Here is an 18,552-nt window from a genome sequence, read left to right as displayed (position 1 = left end):
CGGCTCAGCGACCGAACGAACTCAAGAGAATCGCCTCAGTGAGGGCCGTGCGACGGATCTCGCCGGGGTCGACGCTCTCGTTGGGAGCGTGGATCGCACACATCGGTTCCTCGACTCCGAGCAGCGCGATCTCTGCGCGCGGCACCGTTTCGGCGAGCACCGTGCACAGCGGAATCGATCCGCCCTGACCGGAGAACTGCACCGGCAGACCGTCGTACGCGGTCGACATCGCATCGATGAGTTGCCGGTAGCCCGGACCGGTCGGATCGGCGGAGAACGGACCCCCGAAGGCGTCCGGTTCGAACTCCACGCGCACACCCCACGGGATGTGCTTGCGCAGATGAGCGACGAGCAACTCGTACGACTCCCGCGGATCGGTGCCGGGCGGCACGCGCAGGTTGAGCATCGCCGCGGCGGTCGGCATGATCGCCGCAGCGCACTCGTCCGTGCTCGGAGCGTCGAGCCCGATCACGGTGACCGCGGGGCGGGCCCACGCCATGTCGGCAGGCGTGCCGCTGCCGAGGACCTCGGTGCCGGGCAGTGCGCCGACGGTCTCCTGGAACTGCTCGGGAGTGAATGCGAAGCCCTCCCACTTCTGGTCGCTGCGCAGGCCGTCGATCGTGGTGTCGCCCGCAGCGTTGCGCAGCGACGCGAGTCCGGCGACGAGCGCCGCCATCGCGTCGGGCGCGGGGCCGCCCGCAGCTCCGGAGTGGACGCCGTTCTCCAGAGCGGAGACGGTCACCTTCACGTTCACGACGCCGCGCAGGCTGGTGGTGAGGGTCGGGACACCGACCGCGATGTTCCCGGTGTCGCCGATCAGAATCAGGTCGGCGTCGAACAGGTCCGGGCGGGTGCGGACGAGTTCATCGAGTCCCTCGCCCCCGGCCTCCTCCGAGCCCTCGATGATCAACCGCACGTTGCACGCGGCCCCGTCGCCGAGGGCACGCAGCGCGGTGAGGTGAGCCACCACGTTTCCCTTGCAATCGGCGCTGCCGCGCCCGTACCACCGTCCACCGTCCTCGACGAGTTCGAAAGGCGGTGTCCGCCACAAGGATTCATCGCCCGCGGGCTGGACGTCGTGATGGCTGTAGAGGGCTACCGTGGGACTGCCTGCGGGGCCGGCGCGATGACCGACGATGGCGGGCGAGCCGTCGGAGGTCACAATGACCTCGGTGTCGAAGCCGAGCTCGGAGAAAGCCCGCGCCACCCATTCGGCGCTGGCCCGGCTCGCATCGGCGCGAGCGGGATCGATGTGGATCGAGGGGAACGCGACCAGTTGCGCCAGGTCGGCGCGAGCGCGATCCATCAGGTCGTCGACGCGGGAGGCCAGAGTTTCCGGGGTGAGGTCCACGAGGCTCATGTCATCCAGGATGGCACGCGGGCCGTTCTCACGCCGGACGAGCCGCGTCGAAGCTCGCGTGCATCTCCCAGTACAGGATCTCGGCGTCGGTGCTCGCTTCCAGCGTGACCTCGCCGCCGTCGGTGAACCGCACGGCGTCCCCTTCGGCGATCGGGGCCCGGGGGAGCTCGCGGCTGCTCGCGGAGACCTCGCCGCGCACGACGAACAGGTGGGCGAACGGGGCGGCCGGCAGGGTGATCGCCCGTCCCGGACGCGGGCGCGCGACGTGCAGGGCGGCGTACCTGTTGGCGATCGTCAACGCGTCGGATCCGGCGTGCTGCGGTCGTCCGGACGCCACGACCACCGGGTCGCCCGCGGCAAGCCGGGAGCCGAAGTCGCGGTAGCCGTGGTCGGGTTCCAGTTCATCGGCATGCGGTGGCACCCACATCTGGATCACCCGCAGGCGTCGCCCCGACGCGCGCGAGGCGGCGTTGCGCTCGGAGTGGGTGATGCCCCGCCCGGCCGTCATGGCTCCGGCCTGACCCGCTTCGAGAGTGACCGTGTGACCGTGCGAATCCCGATGGATGAGCGAGCCTTCGACCACCCAGGTCACGATCTCCATGTTCTGGTGGTGATGGGCGTCGAGTCCTTCGCCGGGATCCACGACGTCGTCGTTGTGCATCGCGAGCACGCCGTGTGCGTTCGCGAAGATGTCGAAGTTGCCCGTTCCCGGGAACGACTGCCGGGAGCTGAGCCATTCGTTGGCCCAGAAATGGCGATCGGCGGCGGGAATCACGGTGACAGTCATCGGTTCTCATTTCGGTCGAGGTGGTCGGCGAGGCGGCGCATCACACCGGCGAGCGCGGCGGCGTCGCCGTCGCCGATGGCATGGAAGAACAGTTCGTCGACGTCGGCCGCGTGGACGAGTGCCGCGGCCTCGAATACCGCGGCACCGTCCTCGGTGATGACCGCATAGCTGCCGCGACGGTCTTCGGCGGCGTTCTCCCGGCGCAGCCAGCCGCGACGGCAGAGGACGTCCACCTGATACGACAGCCGCGACGCGGAGAACACCATGCGCCGACCGAGTTCGTTCATCCGCAGTCGGCGGTCGGGAGATTCGTGCAGCAGGAGCAGCACGTGATAGTCGGCCAGACACATGCCCGCGGACGATCGCAGTCGCCGGTCGAGTTCGGTCTGCAGTCGAGCGGAGTTCTCGATGAACAGTCGCCACGCCGCCCGGGCGGCTGGATCGGTCATCGTGCAACGTGCGGCATCAGGGCGTTCGGCGGAATGAGGCCGAATCGTCCGGCCCGGTAGTCCTCCATCGCCTCGATCAGTTGCTGCCGGGTGTTCATGACGAACGGTCCGTATTGGACGACGGGTTCGCGGATGGGCCGACCGCCGAGCAGCAGGACCTCCAGAGCCGGGCGGTTCGAGTCCTGAGCGGCGTCCGCTGAGACGGCGATCCGATCGCCGGCGCCGAGCACCGCGAGTTGTCCGCCCTCGATGGGGCGTTGTTCGGCGCCGACCCGACCGCGCCCGGAGAGAACATAGACGAGCGCGTTGAAGTCGGTGCGCCAGGGCACCGACAGCCGAGCCCCGGGCTGGACGGTTGCGTGGGCGAAGGTGATCGGTGTGTGGGTGGACCCGGGACCGTGGTGGCCGTCGATCTCGCCGGCGATGATGCGCACCAGTGCGCCGCCGTCGGAGGAGGCGAGCAACTCGACTTGTCCGCCCTCGAGGTTCTGGTATTGCGGGGTCAGGAACTTGTCGGCTGCGGGCAGGTTCACCCAGAGCTGGATGCCGTGGAAGGCACCGCCGGACTCGACCAGCTCCGCCGGTGGGGTCTCGATGTGAAGGATGCCCGAGCCCGCCGTCATCCACTGGGTGGCGCCGTTCTCGATCAGCCCGCCGCCGCCGGTGGAATCCTGGTGCTGGAAACGGCCGTCGATCATGTAGGTGACCGTCTCGAATCCCCGATGCGGATGCCAGTCGGTGCCGCGCGGCTCGCCCGGCTCGTACTCCACCTCGCCCATCTGGTCCATGTGAACGAACGGGTCGAGGCGATGCGCGGGCACTCCGGCGAAGGCGCGGACCACCGGGAAGCCCTCGCCCTCGTAGCCGCGGGGGCCGGTGGTGATGCCGGTGACGGTGCGGTCGGTGCTGGTCGGTGTGGTCTCCGAGAGTCGAGGCAGGGTCGAGGTGTCTGCGGTGACGGCGGGCATGGCGTCCTCCTGATCGGATGAGTAGTTCAGATTTGAACGACTTCACTCATCTGAAACGCCATCGTGCCGAGATTTGTTCCATCTCCGCGAAGAACCCGTCATACTCGCAGTCATGGCTATCAATCCGATCGTCGACCGCCCGTCCCGCGGCGGAGATCGTCAGCGTCTGCGGAAGTTGGCTCAGGCCGCTCTCAACGCAGATCAGACGGTGGATCAGGTAGAGGGCATCCTCGGCGATGTCGGGCCGGTGCTCGGCTCGATGGGCAAGACGATCGACGGTCTGGACTCCACGATCGAGAAGCTCAACGTGACCCTCGACGAGCTCAACACCACCCTCTCGAAGGTCGACGAGACCGTCGGCCGGATGGCCGCCGTGGTGGTGCGATTGGAGAAGGTCGTCGGACGTGTCGAGACCATCGTCGCCGTGGCGGAACCGGCGTTCCGGCCGATCGAGATGATCGAGAACGCGGGGCACACGATCGAGGCGATGGGCCGGGGCATCGCATCGCGAATTGGTCTCAGCTGAAACACGATTCGTCCGATTGTGGCCGAGATCTCGTAGTGTCGCCCGACAAGGGGACATCGAACGAGGAGGGCCCTATGACGGAATCCGTCTCCACTCCGGCCAAATGGCTGGCTGAACTGTTCGGAACATTCTGGCTCGTATTCGGCGGCGCGGGTACCGCGGTATTCGCCGCAAAACAGGTCGCGGACGCCACCAACGACAGCGGCGACGTGATGCAGATCCAGGTCGGCGTCGGCTTCCTCGGCGTCGCACTGGCCTTCGGTCTCACGGTCGTCACCATGGCGTACGCGGTGGGTCACATCTCCGGCGGGCACTTCAACCCCGCCGTCACTCTCGGGGCCGCAGTCGGCGGGCGACTTCCGTGGCGCGACGTCCCCGGATACTGGATCTCGCAGCTCGTCGGCGGTCTGATCGCGGGTGCCGCGATATTCGGTATCGCACAGGGCAAGCCCGGCTGGGACGCGACCGGAAACATGGCGGCGAACGGCTTCGGCGATCACTCTCCCGGCGGCTACTCTCTGGCCGCGGTCGCGATCGCGGAGGTGCTGCTCACCGCCTTCTTCATCATCGTCATCCTGGGCGCCACCGACGGTCGCGCGCCGAAGGGCTTCGGCCCGTTGGCGATCGGCCTCACGCTGACCCTGATCCACTTGATCTCGATCCCGATCTCGAATACCTCGGTGAATCCCGCGCGGTCGATGGGTGTGGCGTTCTTCAACGGCGACGGCGCGCCCGGCCAGCTGTGGGCGTTCTTCGTGTTTCCGCTGATCGGCGGCCTGATCGGCGGCGTGCTGTATCCGCTGCTGTTCGAGAACGGAAAGCTCGCGGTCGGCACTCGGCGTAACGCAGAATGATGGAGTGAGATCTCAAACGCTGTCCGTGGCAGGCGTCCACGGCGTCTCGATCGTCTACGACGTCCATCGTCCCGAGTCCGGGGCGGTGGGCGTCGTCATCATCTCGCACGGTCTCGGGGAGCACGCCGGACGTTATCGGCACGTCGCGCAAAGGCTCACCGACCTCGGCTACGTGGTCGTCGCTCCCGATCATGCGGGACACGGCAGATCGGGCGGGAGACGGCTCGGGGTGACGGACTTCCGCGACTTCACCAGCGACCTGCACACGGTCATCGAGCAGACCGACCGCGGCGACGGCCCCACCTTCCTGATCGGGCACAGCATGGGCGGCGCGATCGCACTCGACTACGCGCTCGAGCATCCCGGCGTTCTGGACGGGCTGGTGCTGTCGGGGGCCGCACTCGTGCCGGGCGACGATCTCCCCGGCTTCATGGTCAGGCTGGCCCCGGTGATCGGCAGGCTGGTGCCGCGACTGCCGGCTACCGCACTGCCCGCGTCGGCGGTCAGCCGCGATCCGAATGTGGTCGCAGCGTATGAGGCCGATCCGCTGGTATGGCACGGGAAGATCCCGGCGGGTCTCGGGGGCGCCCTCATCTCGACGATGGCCACATTCCCGGATCGGTTGCCGAGTCTGACGACGCCGACGCTCGCGCTGCACGGCGGCGGCGACAGGCTCGCGAATCCGGAGGGTACCCGAATGGTCGGGAGGCTCGCCGGCGGCGACGTCACAGTGAAGATCTACGACGGACTCGCACACGAGATCTTCAACGAGCCCGAGCACGACGCCGTTCTGCGCGATGTGACCGAGTGGATCGCAGCGCACCGTCCCGAGGGCCGGACGCCGCCCGACTGACCGACGCGGGCCGCGCGAGCCGTCAGATTCCGAGACCGGCGGTCAGCCGACCGGCCAGCCGCGGTGACACGGCGGCCACGGCGCGCAGCACCAGGGCGTACCGGGGATAGAGTTCCGCGGGCCGGGTGTCGGCGGCGCGGATCAGCCAGGCCGCTGCCTCATCGCTGGTCAGAGCGGGGGCGTCGGCGTAGTCGGCGGTCGGTGCGATCATCGGAGTGCGGACGAGCGGGAAACCGGCATTGGTGACAGCCACTCCGGTGCCCCGGCACTCGGCGTCGAGCGACCGGCCGAAGGCGGCCAGCGCGGCCTTCGACGCGTGGTACGCGCTGAACTTGGGCATCGCGCCGGCACTGACACCCCAGGCGACGACGTTGATGATGTGTCCGCGCCCGGCCTCGACCATCGCGGGCAGCAGACCGAGAACGAGTTGGACCGGCCCGAAGTAGTTGAGGGCCATCGTGCGCTGGTAGTCGTGGAAGCGCTCCACCGTGTCGAGGGCTGATCGGCGGATGGAGCGCCCCGCGTTGTTGATGAGGATGTCGGGGACGCCGAACCGCGCGAGGATCTCGTCGGCGAGGCGTTTGGCGTCGTCGGGATCCGAGAGGTCCGCGGTGACCGGGAAGGCCGTGCCGCCGTCGACGGTGATGGAGTCGCATACCGCGTCGAGAGCATCGGGCCGTCGTGCGACGGTGATCACCGTGGCGCCGCGCGCTGCGAACAGCCGCGCCGCGGATTCACCGATCCCGGAGGAAGCGCCGGTGATGACGACGGTGGCGCCGTGCAGGTCGCGCTGCCGCCCACCGAGCATGTGCCGGAGTTCATCGAGGGTCTGCGGCGGATTCAACAGGGCGCTACGGACGGCGTGCAACATCGGATTCACTTGTACTGCTTGATGACTCGGAGAGCTTCCTCGGCGTCGACATTCTTGGCCACGAGCTTGCCGTTCTTGACCTTTCGGATGCTGTAACGGTCACGTTTCTTCGCGTCGGCGACGTGGAGTCCGGCCTTCTTGGCCTTCTTGTTGAGATCTTCCAGCACAGCAGGATGGTAACGCCTCAAGGTGAACGCCTTCGACCGGTCGGCGACTCGAGTCGGGCCGGTGTGCATCGCCGCAGGTCGTGGCGGGTTCCGGTGAATCGGTGACGCGCTGACTCCTCAGCAGATGTCGGTACCGACGGGCGTCACGTCATCGAGACGTCGCGTGTATGCTCCGCCGCCGAGGCGCGAGGTGGTGGCGCATGCGGCGGCCGGTGACGAACCGGGGTAGTAGACGGCGTAGACGGGGTTCCCGTTCTCTGACTGTTTGAGCGATGCGCAGGAGTGATCGGTACGCAGATAGGAGGCACCCGGGTACCGGGCGAGCGCCGCGGCGATCTCAGCCGCATATGCACCCGGCGTGACCGCGTTGTAGACGACGGTGACGGCCTGCCCGTTGCACGACGGCCGGCTGATGGGTGTCGGCAGGCCCAGATCTCCGGCGCCGAGGCCGGGGACGGGACTGACTTCGTCGACCGGCGTCGGCTCCGCGTGAGCCGATTCGGTCAGTGTGGACTCCGATCGATCGCCCGTGCCGTCGACCGTCCCCGTGCCTCCGACCGTCCCCGTGCCTCCGACCGTCGCAGTCTGGGTGACCGGCGCGGGCTTGAGGGTGCTGGTCGCCGCGGCCGTATCGGGACCGCCGGTTCCAGACGAGTAGAGCCAGGCGATCGTCCCAGCGGCGAGGAGGACCACGGCGGCCACGCCGGCGGCGATGACGCCGTTTCGGGCGCGGTTCGATCGCGGTGCGGTCGTCGGTGTCGGCACCGGTTTCGGAGCGACCATTGTCGGCGCGTGCGCGGGAATGGGTGCCGCGGGAATCGGTGCCGCGGGGATCGGCGCCGCGGGGCGCTGCCCGGTCAGGGCCGCTCGGGCGGCAGCGGCGAACGCACCCGCGGACGCGATTCGGTCGGCCGGGTCTTTGGCGGTGCCCGCGGCGATGACGGCGTCGAACGGTGTGCCCGTCGGTGGCACCGGACGGCTCAGGTGGCCGGCGATGACCTGTTCGATGCTCGTCGACGGATAGGGCGTGGAACCGGTGAGGCACTCGTACAGGACACATGCCAAGGCGTACACGTCGCTGCGCGGGCTGACCGGAGTCTCGGAGCCGAACCGTTCGGGCGCCATGTATGCGAACGAACCGATCGCCATTCCCGTCGACGTGAGACGAGTCTGACCGGCGGCTTGGGCGAGTCCGAAATCGGCGAGGTACGCGAAGTCCCGGCCGTCGAGCAGGATGTTCTCGGGCTTCACGTCTCGATGCAGCAGACCGGAGGCGTGTGCGGCGTCGAGCGCCGCAGCGACCTGTTCGATCACATGGACGGCCAGGCCGGGATCGCGCAGACCGTCGTCGATCCGCGCGCGGAGGTGGCGACCGTGCACGATCCGCATGTCGAGGAAGAGCCGACCGTCGATCTCACCGAAGTCGTGGATCGGAATGATGTGCGGGTCGTTCAGCCTGGCGACGGTCTGTGATTCGCGCATGAAGCGCGCTCGGAAGGCGTCGTCGCCGGCGAGGCCGGGAGGTAGGAGTTTGAGTGCCACCGTCCGGTCCTTGACAGTGTCGATCGCCTCGTACACCTCGCCCATCCCGCCGCGGCCGAGGAGTCGGACGAGCCGATACGGCCCGATGGTCGAATCGGATCGGTCAGCACTGGTCATCGGCGTCCTCAACTGTCGGGGCGGGCCGGTCCCTCCAATGCGACGCGCAGCCGCTGCTCCAATTCCGCGGCGCCGGCCGCGGGGAGGTCGATCAGCCCGTCGAGTTCCCGCCGCGCCCGAGCATAAGCCTGCTGTCGTTCCTGCGGACTCGCAGCCTCGTCGCCCGCCAGATTCAGCAGCCGCTGGGCACGGGCGAGACGTTCCTGCTCGGCCGGATTGAAATCGCCGCGCCTGCGCCTGCGCGCCTCCTTCTCGGCCACGTCGAGTGCTGTCGCGTAATCGTGGACGGCGTCGCGATAGCGTTCGACGGCCTCGGGTGAGGTGTCGTCGGGAGACGGACGCAGCAGTTCGGCGCGGCTGCGCGCGCGATGGAACTCCGCGGTCAGCGGTTCGCGCAGGTCGACGAGCATCGGGTAGTCGAGGATGGTCGCCAGATCCGTCTCGTACCCGAACCATCGATCGTCGGTGGTCTGGTGCTCGGTGACCGCGCGACGCAGATCGCGCTCGAGCGATTCGGCATCCACCCGGGCCCGGCTCTGGGCCCGGGCGAGCGCGACCTTGGCCTCCTGCCGCAGGCGGTAGCGCTCGAGCCGTCGCTCGGCGCGACGCTCGTTCCATGCCCCGAGCGCACGTACGGCACCGCCGATCGTTCCGCCGAAGACGAAGATCAACCACCAGTAGTGTCCGATCGCACCCATCACGCCACCCACGGATTCAGCGTACTGCGGACGCGGCCGAGATACCGGTCTCGAGCGGGGCGCCGACCGCACCGGGTAGCCGGAGCCCCATCAGCCGACCCCCAGCCGACCCGTCAGACCGGCAGCCCCTGCTCCATCAGGTCGAGGGCTGCGAGGCATTCGTCGAGTGAGGCCAGGCCGGTGCGGGTGATGTCGGTGAGATGGAACATCACTCCGGAGACTGCGGAGACGAACACGCGGAGCCGGAAATCGTCGTGCGCGACGCCGAGATAGTCGGCGAAGTAGTCGGTCGCCGCTGAGATCACGCGGTCGGACTCGAACTGGTACGTCGCGCGCAGGCTCGGCTCGCTGTGCAGAATCCGGAGCCGTTCGGGATTGGCCGCCCACTCGTCCTTCTCCGCGATCCGGTACATCCGCGTGATGAGTTCGCGGACGAGACCGAAGTGGCTCAGACCGGCGGGGATCTCCTGGAGGATCGCGTCGCGCTCGTCATCCAGGTCGTCGCTGATGATGACCTGTTCCTTCGACTGGAAGTAGCGGAAGAACGTGGTGTGCGAGACATTCGTCGCCTCGGCGATCTGCGCGACGGTGGTCGCCTCGTAGCCGTTCCGGTCGAAGAGCTCGAGTGCTGCCGCCCGGATGTCGGCCCGAGTCCGGGCCTTCTGGCGTTCGCGTAAACCGGGCCGCGGCCCCGAGGAGGTCCTCGGGGCCGCGGCGGTCGGATTGTCGTTCATGTCCGTACTCTATGCCGTCCCGCTCGGGCTCGGCTCGGGGCTGTTGCCGCCCACCGCCACCGGTGTCTCGGTCGAGGGCAGGCCGCGGTCGCGGACCTTCTCGCCTTCGATGTCGAAGTTGAGGACCAGCTTGTCGAGCCAGCGGGGCAGACCCCACGCGCGGTTGCCGAGCAACGCCAGCAGGCCCGGAACGATGACCATTCGGACGAGGAAGGCGTCGAAGAAGACGGCGATCGCGAGGGCGAAGCCCATCATCTTGGCGGTCGTGTCCGGCGACAGCATGAACGCGGCGAAGACGCTGATCATGATGACTGCGGCGGACACCACCACGCGGGCGCCGTGGCGGTAGCCGGCGACGATCGCGTCCTTCGCGCTCATGCCGTGAATGAACTCTTCACGCATGCGGGTCACCAGGAACACCTGGTAGTCCATCGCGAGGCCGAAGACGACGCCGATCAGGAAGATCGGCAGGAACGACAGCAGCGGCTTGGTGTGGTCGATCAGGCCGAAGGTGCCGTCGGTGAAGATGGCCGTGGTGATGCCGAACGTCGCCAGCATCGAGAACACGAAACCGATGGTGCCGATCAGCGGAACCCAGATGGAGCGGAAGACCCCGATCATGATCAGGAAGGCCAGACCCACCACGACGACGAGGTAGGGGATCAGTGCCTTGTCGAGCTTCGCCGAGAGATCGGACATGATCGCCGTCTGGCCGCCGACATGAATCTCCGCTCCCTGTGCCTCGACCGCCCCGGAGGTGTCGCGGATGGCCTCGACCAGGTCGTGGGTCTGCGGCGAGGACGGCGAACTGAGCGGCGTGACGATGATCATCGCCGAATCCGCGCCCGCGTTCGGGTTCTGCGGGGACGGGCCATTGCCGGTCCAGGACACCATTTCCGGCGCCGCGACGCCGGGCAGCGCCTTGATCTTGGCGACGGCGGTGTTCGCCGCCGCGTCGATGGTGCCCTCGTCGGTGTGCATCACCACCACCAGCGGACCTGCGACACCGGCGCCGAAGCCCTTCGCCATCAACTCCTGTCCGGCCACCTGGTCGTCGGTGACGGTGTCCATACCGAGGGTCATGTTCTTGATCGGGATGGCCGCGACGATCAGAATCGCGAGGCCGGCGACGACGAACGGAATCGGCTTGTTGACCAGAGTCCGGCCGAACTTGACTCCGAGGGAGTCGGAGTCCTTCGATTCCTCGGCGTGCCTGATCCACGGAATCCGGGGTGTGAAGGCGAAGCGACCGAAGGCGCCCAGCAGCGCCGGAATGAAGGTCAGCGCGGCCAGGACGGCGACGAGGATGGCCACGGCCGCGCCGAGGCCCATCTGGGTGATGATCGGGATACCGATGACCATCAGGGCGGCCACCGCGATGATCACCGTCAGGCCGGCGAAGACGACCGCAGATCCGGCGGTGCCGACGGCGCGGCCCGCGGCGTCGGCTCGGTCACCGCCTCGCGCGGCTTCGGACCGGTAGCGCGAGACGATGAACAGTGCGTAGTCGATCGAGACCGCGATTCCGAGCATGGTGATGATCGCCGTGGCGGCCTGATTGATGGAGAGGACCTCGGCTGAGAGAGTCACCAGCATCATCGTGAGTCCGACGCCGACGATGCCGGTCACCAACGGGATGAAGGCCGCGATGAGCGCGCCGAAGGCGATGATCATGATGACGAAGGCGATGGCGAAGCCGATCAGCTCGGCCTTGCCCGCGGGCTCCTGCGCCGACATGACGCCGCCGGTGGCCTCGACCTTCAGGCCGTCGCCGCGATGCTTCTCCAGCACGTCGAGCAGCTGATTCTTGGTCGCGACGTCCACGTCCATCAGATTGATCTTCTGGTGAACGCTGATCAGCCCGATCTTGCCGCCGTCGCCGATGACGGCGGAGGCCATCTCCGGTTTGGCGGCCGCGACGGCGAGCGGGTCGAAGACCGTCCCGGCGTCAACCTCGTCGAGCGTCTTGAGGTCGGCGACCAGCGACTGAATCTCGTCGGCATGGCGGGCGAGACCGTCGTCCGCCGCGACGACGACGATCGTCGACGGTTCCTCCTGCTGCTTGTTCTGCGCGGGGAAGTTCTCCTGAAGCTGCTCCATCGCGACGCCGCCGTCCGTGCCCGGCAGGTCGAAGTCCTGCGCGAACTTCGGCTGCAGTGCGCCGACGGCTCCCGCGACGATCACAAGCGCGGCCACCCAGGTGGCGAGCACCCACCATTTGTGCCGGAATGAGAACCGTCCGACGCGGTAGAGAATCGATGACATGCTAACGATTGTTAGTCAGTACCACTTTCCGTGCAAGGTGAACTCGTTCACTTCTCCGTTGCCTGTGCGCCCGGCCTCACAAGTGCGGCGGCGATCGCGGTGGTGAGCGGCACGCTGCCCGCGAGAGCGATGCCGCCGACGAAGGCGCGCGCCAGTTCGATCGCGACTTCCTCGCTGGTGATCAGTGAGCTGAAGGGCTGAGCCGCCACCGAGAACAACAGGAGCAGGGGCAGGGCGCTGCCCGCATAGGCGAAGACGAGCGTGTACACCGTCGAGGCGATGTGGTCCCGCCCGACGCGCATCGCCGAGCGGAATGCGCCGAGGCGGGTCTGTCCCGGAATCGCGGCGAGCTCGAAGGTCGCCGACGCCTGGGTGATCGTCACGTCGTTGAGGACTCCGATGGTGCCGATCACGAATCCGGCCAGCAGCAGTCCGTTGAGGGAGATGGTGCCCTGGTAGAACTGCAGATTGGCGGTTGATTCGGCAGACAGTCCGGTGAGACTCATCGTCGATATCGCCAGACGGCTCAGGACGGTCGCGAGGACGAGTGAGGCCAGCGTGCCGAGCAGAGCCGAACTGGTCCGCAGATTGAAGCCGTGCGCGAGATAGAGGACGGCGAACAGGATCGCGGCCGCCGAGACCACCGCCACGCCGACCACGGAATGCCCGTCGAGGATCGATGGCAGAGTGAAGAAGCCGAGGACCACGAAGGCCACGATCAGACCGACGATCGCGCGGGCGCCGCGCCACGTCGCGACGGCGATGATCGCGAGCACGAAGGCGATGGCCCAGACGATGATGCCGGTTCCCCGCTGGTAGTCGTAGAAGCCGTAGCGGGCGCGGCCGTCCGGGCCAGGCATCGCACTGACGCGGATCGCGTCGCCCTTCTCAAGCGTGGGCTGCCCGGGCTGTGGTTCGTCTGCGGTGGCTGGGTCGGCCGCCGGCGCACCGGGGACGTCCGCAGACTGAGCGGCGTTCGTCGCGATCATCAGGACCGTGTAGCGCCCGGAGTCAGGGCCCGACGTCAGCTTGAGGATCGACGCCCGGCACGGGCCACCGGTGGTCGGGACGGTGGGGAACTCCGCGGACGCCACGCCCGTCGCCGGTGACGAGCAGTCGGCCTTGATCTGCGAGATCACCTCGGCATCGGACACCTGGATCGGACCGCCCGTGGCGGATCGGAACTGCATGGGAATCGGGCGGTCGGCGTGGCCCGGCCACAGCACGATCATCCCGATGCCGACGGCGAGTGCGGCGACGGACAGCAGTCCGATCACCACCGGTTTCGCGTAGCGAGTCAGCTGGCCCGGGAGGTCGCCGCCGCCGTGATGATGGCCGTGCGAATGGCCGGAATGCGCCGCCGCGTGCGGAACGTCGGCCTTTCGGCGTCGCTCCGCACGCGGCGGTGGGTCGTCTCTCGGCTCCGGCTCGGGCAGTCGATGGCTCACGCGCCCGAGACTAGAGCGTCGGAGGTCGGATGTCCCCTTACAGACCCATGTCCTTGGCGATGATCGAGCGCATGACCTCGCTGGTACCGCCGTAGATCCGGTTGACTCGGTTGTCGGCGTACAGGCGGGCGATCGGGTACTCGTTCATGTAGCCGTAGCCGCCGTGCAGCTGCAGGCAGCGGTCGATCACGTCGGCCGCGGCTTCGGTGCAGAACAGCTTCGCGGACGCGGCATCGGCGGCGGTCAGCTCGTTCTTGTCGTAGGCCTCGAGTGCGCGGTCGACGACCGCTTCCATCGCGTCGACCTTCGCTTTGCACGCGGCCAGCTCGAACTTGGTGTTCTGGAACGCGGCGACGGGCTTGCCGAACACCTGACGCTCCTGCGTGTACTCCTTGGCGAAGCGGATCGCCGCCGCACCCTGCGCGTACGCGCCGACGGCGATCGAGAGGCGCTCGCGCGGCAGGTGCTGTCCGAGGTAGTAGAAGCCCTGGTTCTCCTCGCCGAGGAGGTCCTCCACGGGGACCTTGACGTCGGTGAACGACAGCTCCGCGGTGTCGGAGGTGCGCAGACCCAGCTTGTCGAGCTTGCGTCCGACGGCGTAGCCCTCCGACTTGGTGTCGACGACCAGGAGGGTGATGCCGAAGCGGCGATCGGTCTCGCTCGGAGCCGAGGTGCGTGCGCAGACGATCACGCGGTCGGCGTTGACGCCGCCGGTGATGAAGGTCTTGGCGCCGTTGAGGACGTAGTGGCTGCCGTCCTCGGAGAGCTTCGCGGTGGTGCGCATACCCGCGAGGTCGGAGCCGGTGCCGGGCTCGGTCATCGCGATGGCGAACATGGTCTCGCCGGACGCCATGCCGGGCAGCCAGCGCTTCTTCTGCTCCTCGTTGGCGTGCTTGAGGAGGTAAGGGAGACACAGCGGGATGTGTGCCGCGGAGCCGCCGAGGCTGACGCCGGCGCGGGCCATCTCCTCGGTCAGGACGGCCTCGTACTTGTACGAGTCCACGCCCGCGCCGCCGTACTCCTCGGGCACCTCGATGCCGAAGACGCCGAGCTCGCCGATCTTCAGGTAGAAGTCGCGCGGCACGATGCCGTTCTCGAGCCACTCGTCGTAGACGGGCACGATCTCGGATTCGATGAACGCCCGGATCGTCTCCCGGAAAGCTTCATGGTCCTCGGTGTAGATTTCGCGGCGCATCGCGCCACCTCCTTCTTCGATGGGTCACAGCGGGTAGGGCTGCGGGTGTTTCAGGACTTGGCTCCGGCTATGCGGAGTGCGGCGTCCGCGTAGAAGTCGGCCACCTGGGTCGTCGACCAGGTGCCGCCGTCGCGGAACCAACGGGCCACGTCGACGCTGCTGCCGACGATCGCAACTGCCGCCATCCGCGGATCGGGAGTGTCGAAGACTCCCTGGTCGATGCCGCGGTGGAGGATCGCCGCGAGCACGTCTTCGATCTGCTTGCGCAGGTCGACGATCTGCGCACGGTGGTCGGGCTCGAGTGCGCGGAGCTCGTAGTTCACCACGCGGGCGCTCACGTGCCGGTCGGCGTGGTACATCGCGAACTCGCGAATGAAGCGGCGCAACTGCTCGACGGGATCGTCCGTGCCCGCCGCGGCATCGCGCACTATCCGGAGGATCGCCTCGTGGCCGGCGAGCGAGATCTCGAAGAGCAGTTCCTCTTTCGAGCTGTAGTGCACGTAGACCGCGGCGGGACTCATTCCCGCGGCAGTCGCGATGTGCCGGGTTCCCGTGCCGTGGAAACCGAGTTCGGAGAAGGACGCCATCGCGCCCTCGCGGAGACGCTTGCGCGTCTGCTCGGACTTGGTCGTCGGTTCGTCGGGGTCGACGGCCGAGTGCTTCGCCATGGTTGACCTCCGCTCCGCCGGGAAATTTCTAAGCGATCGCTTATTTCTATCGCACTGTAGCACGGGTTACCGGCCGGTCACCTAATCGCCCGGTGGCTAGCATGGACGGCATGTACGTGAAGGTGTGCGGCCTGACGTCGGAGGATGCTGTCGGTGCGGCGGTCTCGGCCGGAGCCGATGCGATCGGTGTGGTGATGAACGAGACGAGTCCCCGTGCCGTCGATCGCGACCGGGCGCGCGCGGTGGTGCGCGCTGGACGAAGCGCGGGAGGGCCCGGCCTGGACATCGTTCTCGTCGTCAACGACAAGCCCGCGGTCGATGCCGCGGCCCTGGCCGTCGACCTCGGCTTCGACGTTCTGCAACTGCACGGGCGTCGCTACGGAGAAGCGGACTTTCGTGCGGCGGCGGAAGGGATCGGCCGGATCTGGCGCGCGACATCGCTGGTGCACGAGCCGCCGTTGACGGTCGGAGCGTACGGGGAGGAGCGGCTGCTTCTCGATGCGCCGAAGCCGGGGTCGGGGGAGCGCTGGGATCTGTCGATGCTCACTGACCGCGGACTGTCGGGCCAGTGGCTGCTCGCGGGCGGACTCACTCCGGACAACGTCGCGGACGCGATCGCTCAAGCGCACCCGTGGGGTGTCGATGTGTCCAGTGGCGTCGAGTCCGCGCCGGGCGTCAAGGATCTGGCCGCGATCAGCAGGTTCGTCGAGGCGGCGAAGTCGCGAAGGTGAGTCGTGCCGGCCGTCAGTGATCTCTGTCACGCCCGGGTGATAGCTTTCAGTTAGTCAGGTAAAGACGGCTTGACCACGGGCCCGATGCCGGACGCATGGCCTGGCGACCAGCCACCACCGACCACCCCTGGCGCCTGAACACCATCCACCACGCCGGACAAGCTCAGAACCTGCACCCGCCGCCGCGCATGATTCCAGCACGCGCGGCGGTCTCCGTCAGGTCAGTTCGACGGTCGCGGACTTGTCGTTCATGACGACCACCGGGGTCACGGTGGCGAAGCCCGCGGCTTGGATCTTGGCCAGATCGACGTTGAGAATCGGCTGTCCGGCGCTGACCGTGTCGCCGGCCTTCACGAGTGGTTCGAACCCGTCGCCTTTGAGTTTCACGGTGTCGAGGCCGACGTGAATCAGCACCTCCGTGCCGTCCTCTAGTCGGAGTCCGATGGCATGACCGGTGGGAAACACCGTCACGACGGTCGCATCTGCGGGGGCCACCACTTCGCCCGACGTGGGGACGACGGCCGCGCCCGGCCCCATCATGCCGCTGGAGAAGGTCTTGTCCGGGACCTCCGAGAGGTCGACCGCGTACCCCTGGAGCGGGCGCTGCAGAGTGATGACCTTCGCTGCCGGTTTCGTCAGGACGGCGGTCGAGCCGTCGTGCGCGGCACCCTCCTCGGCCTCCGCCTCGGCGACGGCAGCCTCGGCCTCGTCCACTGCTTCCACCGCGGCTTCGACCGCCGTCGGATCCACCTCGCCGGACATGATCTTCTCCATCGCGTCCTTGACGAACTGGACGTTGAGTCCATAGATGACCTGCACCGAATGGCCGCCGGGCTTCATGGTGCCGGCAGCTCCGGCCCGTTTGAGCGCGGAATCGTCGACCTTGCCCGTGTCGTCGATCTCCATGCGCAGACGGGTGGCGCAGTTGTCGAGTTCGAGGATGTTGGCCTTGCCGCCGAGAGCGTCGATGAACTTGGCCGCGGTGCCGATGAACCCGGCTGAGACGCCTCCCTCGTCATCGGCGTCGACGGGTTCGTCGTCCTCGCGCCCAGGCGTCTTGAGCTGGAACTTGAGGATCACCCACCGGAACACCAGGAAGTAGACGAAGAACCAACCGATGCCCAGCACGATGATGATCCAGGGATTCTCGGCCATCGGGTTCTTCCAGTTCAGCACCAAGTCGACGAAGCCGCCGGAGAAGCCGAAGCCCATTCGGACCGGAAGAAGCTGGCAGATCGCCATCGAGATGCCCATGAAGACCGCATGGATCACGAAGAGGAAGGGAGCCAGGAACATGAAGGCGAACTCGAGCGGTTCGGTGACGCCGACGAAGAACGACGAGACCGCGCCGGAGAGCAGGATGCCGTAGGCGATCTTCTTCCGCGTCGTCTTCGCGGTGGTGTACATCGCGAGCGCGGCGCCCGGAAGGCCGAACATCATGATCGGGAAGAACCCGGTCATGTACTGACCGGTCACGCCGAACGTGCCCTCACCCGAGAGGAAGTTGTTCAGGTCGTTGATCCCCGCTACGTCGAACCAGAACACCGAGTTCAGAGCGTGGTGCAGTCCGAACGGAATCAGCAACCGGTTGAAGAAGCCGTAGAGCCCGGTGCCGACGGCGCCGAGATCGACGATGTGCTCACCGAACCAGACGAGGCCGCTGTAGACGAGCGGCCAGATGAACAGCAGGATGAGCGCGACGATCAGGGAGACTCCCGCCGTCACGATGGCCACCGACCGGCGGCCGGAGAAGAACGACAGCGCGTCGGGCAGCTTGACGTCCTTGAAGCGGTTGTAACAGAGCGCACCGATGATGCCGCACAGGATGCCGATGAACGCGTTCTGGAACGCTCCGGGTGCGAAGGCCTCGTTGACGTCCGGGGTCTGGATCGCCAGATGGCCGTTCTCCATGACGAGCTTCTGGCCCTCGGTGATGGTCGCGCCCTCTTCGGCGATCGACGTCGTGTACCCGCGGCCGAGGAGTGTCATCACCGACGTGGGCGCCAGCAGACTGGTGACGACCAGCCACGACACCAGACCGGCGAGCGCCGACGTGCCGTCGGACTTGCGGGCCATACCGATCGACACGCCGACCGCGAACAGCAGAGCCATGTTCGAAAGCACCGCAAGGCCCGCGGTCTGCAGGAACGAGGTGACGACGTTCGGCTTGTCGTCGTTGATACCGATGATCCAGTTGGCGATACCGACGAGGATCGCCGCCACCGGCAGGACGGCCACCGGCAGCATGATCGATTTGCCGAGGTTCTGCAGGAATTTCATCATCTCGGTGGGCTCCCATTCGGTCGTGAGACATGCGAA

The 18,552-nt window shown here is 67.4% G+C and carries 18 protein-coding genes; 4 read left to right on the top strand and 14 right to left on the bottom strand.

The window, feature by feature from the left end; all coding sequences use genetic code 11:
• Positions 1-4: 4 nt before the first annotated feature.
• From GSI01S_RS15550 to GSI01S_RS15535, 4 genes are read right to left on the bottom strand one after another with little or no spacing between them, the layout of a single operon-like run.
• A complete protein-coding gene (locus GSI01S_RS15550) occupies positions 5-1,360 on the bottom strand; it encodes a dipeptidase (RefSeq protein ID WP_006897561.1) in 1,356 nt (451 codons plus the stop codon).
• Between the two features lie 28 nt (positions 1,361-1,388).
• Positions 1,389-2,147: a pirin family protein gene (locus GSI01S_RS15545; RefSeq protein WP_006897560.1), complete on the bottom strand. Its 759-nt coding sequence runs from the start codon at positions 2,145-2,147 to the stop codon at positions 1,389-1,391.
• Positions 2,144-2,596, bottom strand: a complete 453-nt coding sequence (locus GSI01S_RS15540) for a MarR family winged helix-turn-helix transcriptional regulator (RefSeq protein ID WP_006897559.1) — start codon at positions 2,594-2,596, stop codon at positions 2,144-2,146. Before GSI01S_RS15540 ends, GSI01S_RS15545 begins: the two co-directional genes overlap by 4 nt.
• The gene (locus GSI01S_RS15535) at positions 2,593-3,564 is read right to left on the bottom strand and encodes a pirin family protein (protein ID WP_006897558.1); all 972 of its coding nucleotides are present in this window, start codon (positions 3,562-3,564) and stop codon (positions 2,593-2,595) included. The genes GSI01S_RS15540 and GSI01S_RS15535 overlap by 4 nt, the downstream gene beginning before the upstream one ends.
• Before the next feature lie 112 nt (positions 3,565-3,676).
• Here GSI01S_RS15535 and GSI01S_RS15530 point away from each other — a divergent pair, with 112 nt between their 5' ends.
• From GSI01S_RS15530 to GSI01S_RS15520, 3 genes are all read left to right on the top strand, one after another.
• Entirely contained in the window at positions 3,677-4,090 is a 414-nt protein-coding gene (locus tag GSI01S_RS15530) for a hypothetical protein (protein ID WP_006897557.1), read from the top strand.
• A gap of 74 nt (positions 4,091-4,164) precedes the next feature.
• A complete protein-coding gene (aqpZ, locus tag GSI01S_RS15525; RefSeq protein ID WP_006897555.1) occupies positions 4,165-4,944 on the top strand; it encodes an aquaporin Z in 780 nt (259 codons plus the stop codon).
• Positions 4,945-4,948: 4 nt separating this feature from the next.
• A complete protein-coding gene (locus GSI01S_RS15520; RefSeq protein WP_006897554.1) occupies positions 4,949-5,797 on the top strand; it encodes an alpha/beta hydrolase in 849 nt (282 codons plus the stop codon).
• 22 nt (positions 5,798-5,819) lie between these two features.
• On the opposite strand, the gene GSI01S_RS15515 is transcribed toward GSI01S_RS15520, so the two are convergent.
• The 9 genes from GSI01S_RS15515 to GSI01S_RS15475 all read right to left on the bottom strand — a co-directional run bounded on the left by GSI01S_RS15515 (position 5,820) and on the right by GSI01S_RS15475 (position 15,502).
• Entirely contained in the window at positions 5,820-6,677 is an 858-nt protein-coding gene (locus tag GSI01S_RS15515) for an SDR family NAD(P)-dependent oxidoreductase (protein ID WP_006897553.1), read from the bottom strand.
• Complete coding sequence (locus GSI01S_RS20350) at positions 6,674-6,835, bottom strand: hypothetical protein (RefSeq protein ID WP_006897552.1); 162 nt, start codon at positions 6,833-6,835, stop codon at positions 6,674-6,676. The genes GSI01S_RS15515 and GSI01S_RS20350 overlap by 4 nt, the downstream gene beginning before the upstream one ends.
• Positions 6,836-6,952: 117 nt before the next feature.
• Positions 6,953-8,494, bottom strand: coding sequence for a serine/threonine-protein kinase (locus GSI01S_RS15505; protein ID WP_006897551.1), 1,542 nt, complete (start codon positions 8,492-8,494; stop codon positions 6,953-6,955).
• 8 nt (positions 8,495-8,502) lie between these two features.
• Positions 8,503-9,192, bottom strand: coding sequence for a hypothetical protein (locus GSI01S_RS15500; RefSeq protein ID WP_006897550.1), 690 nt, complete (start codon positions 9,190-9,192; stop codon positions 8,503-8,505).
• A gap of 113 nt (positions 9,193-9,305) precedes the next feature.
• Positions 9,306-9,926 carry a TetR/AcrR family transcriptional regulator gene (locus tag GSI01S_RS15495; protein WP_006897549.1) on the bottom strand — a complete coding sequence of 207 codons (621 nt, stop codon included), beginning with the start codon at positions 9,924-9,926 and terminating at the stop codon, positions 9,306-9,308.
• Between the two features lie 9 nt (positions 9,927-9,935).
• Positions 9,936-12,191, bottom strand: a complete 2,256-nt coding sequence (locus GSI01S_RS15490; protein ID WP_006897548.1) for an MMPL family transporter — start codon at positions 12,189-12,191, stop codon at positions 9,936-9,938.
• A 47-nt stretch (positions 12,192-12,238) separates the two neighbouring features.
• On the bottom strand, positions 12,239-13,639 hold the full coding sequence (locus GSI01S_RS15485) for a YibE/F family protein (protein ID WP_006897547.1): 1,401 nt from the start codon (positions 13,637-13,639) through the stop codon (positions 12,239-12,241).
• Between the two features lie 37 nt (positions 13,640-13,676).
• Complete coding sequence (locus GSI01S_RS15480) at positions 13,677-14,834, bottom strand: acyl-CoA dehydrogenase family protein (protein ID WP_006897546.1); 1,158 nt, start codon at positions 14,832-14,834, stop codon at positions 13,677-13,679.
• A gap of 50 nt (positions 14,835-14,884) precedes the next feature.
• Entirely contained in the window at positions 14,885-15,502 is a 618-nt protein-coding gene (locus tag GSI01S_RS15475) for a TetR/AcrR family transcriptional regulator (protein ID WP_006897545.1), read from the bottom strand.
• Between the two features lie 101 nt (positions 15,503-15,603).
• On the opposite strand from GSI01S_RS15475, the gene GSI01S_RS15470 reads away from it, so the two are divergent.
• On the top strand, positions 15,604-16,233 hold the full coding sequence (locus GSI01S_RS15470; RefSeq protein ID WP_006897544.1) for a phosphoribosylanthranilate isomerase: 630 nt from the start codon (positions 15,604-15,606) through the stop codon (positions 16,231-16,233).
• Positions 16,234-16,449: 216 nt separating this feature from the next.
• On the opposite strand, the gene nagE is transcribed toward GSI01S_RS15470, so the two are convergent.
• Positions 16,450-18,516: an N-acetylglucosamine-specific PTS transporter subunit IIBC gene (nagE, locus tag GSI01S_RS15465; protein ID WP_006897543.1), complete on the bottom strand. Its 2,067-nt coding sequence runs from the start codon at positions 18,514-18,516 to the stop codon at positions 16,450-16,452.
• Positions 18,517-18,552: the final 36 nt, after the last annotated feature.

The organism is Gordonia sihwensis NBRC 108236 (assembly GCF_000333035.1).
Classification (GTDB): domain Bacteria; phylum Actinomycetota; class Actinomycetes; order Mycobacteriales; family Mycobacteriaceae; genus Gordonia; species Gordonia sihwensis.
The sequence above is the reverse complement of the archived record's forward strand: the minus strand, read 5'-3'. Positions and strand labels throughout refer to the sequence as shown.

Bases quoted from the DNA above. Each gene is read 5' to 3' on its own strand.
- GSI01S_RS15550 (WP_006897561.1), bottom strand. From the start codon at position 1,360: ATGAGCCTCGTGGACCTCACCCCGGAAACTCTGGCCTCCCGCGTCGAC.
- GSI01S_RS15545 (WP_006897560.1), bottom strand. From the start codon at position 2,147: ATGACTGTCACCGTGATTCCCGCCGCCGATCGCCATTTCTGGGCCAAC.
- GSI01S_RS15540 (WP_006897559.1), bottom strand. From the start codon at position 2,596: ATGACCGATCCAGCCGCCCGGGCGGCGTGGCGACTGTTCATCGAGAAC.
- GSI01S_RS15535 (WP_006897558.1), bottom strand. From the start codon at position 3,564: ATGCCCGCCGTCACCGCAGACACCTCGACCCTGCCTCGACTCTCGGAG.
- GSI01S_RS15530 (WP_006897557.1), top strand. From the start codon at position 3,677: ATGGCTATCAATCCGATCGTCGACCGCCCGTCCCGCGGCGGAGATCGT.
- aqpZ (WP_006897555.1), top strand. From the start codon at position 4,165: ATGACGGAATCCGTCTCCACTCCGGCCAAATGGCTGGCTGAACTGTTC.
- GSI01S_RS15505 (WP_006897551.1), bottom strand. From the start codon at position 8,494: ATGACCAGTGCTGACCGATCCGATTCGACCATCGGGCCGTATCGGCTC.
- GSI01S_RS15500 (WP_006897550.1), bottom strand. From the start codon at position 9,192: ATGGGTGCGATCGGACACTACTGGTGGTTGATCTTCGTCTTCGGCGGA.
- GSI01S_RS15495 (WP_006897549.1), bottom strand. From the start codon at position 9,926: ATGAACGACAATCCGACCGCCGCGGCCCCGAGGACCTCCTCGGGGCCG.
- GSI01S_RS15490 (WP_006897548.1), bottom strand. From the start codon at position 12,191: ATGTCATCGATTCTCTACCGCGTCGGACGGTTCTCATTCCGGCACAAA.
- GSI01S_RS15480 (WP_006897546.1), bottom strand. From the start codon at position 14,834: ATGCGCCGCGAAATCTACACCGAGGACCATGAAGCTTTCCGGGAGACG.
- GSI01S_RS15475 (WP_006897545.1), bottom strand. From the start codon at position 15,502: ATGGCGAAGCACTCGGCCGTCGACCCCGACGAACCGACGACCAAGTCC.
- GSI01S_RS15470 (WP_006897544.1), top strand. From the start codon at position 15,604: ATGGACGGCATGTACGTGAAGGTGTGCGGCCTGACGTCGGAGGATGCT.
- nagE (WP_006897543.1), bottom strand. From the start codon at position 18,516: ATGATGAAATTCCTGCAGAACCTCGGCAAATCGATCATGCTGCCGGTG.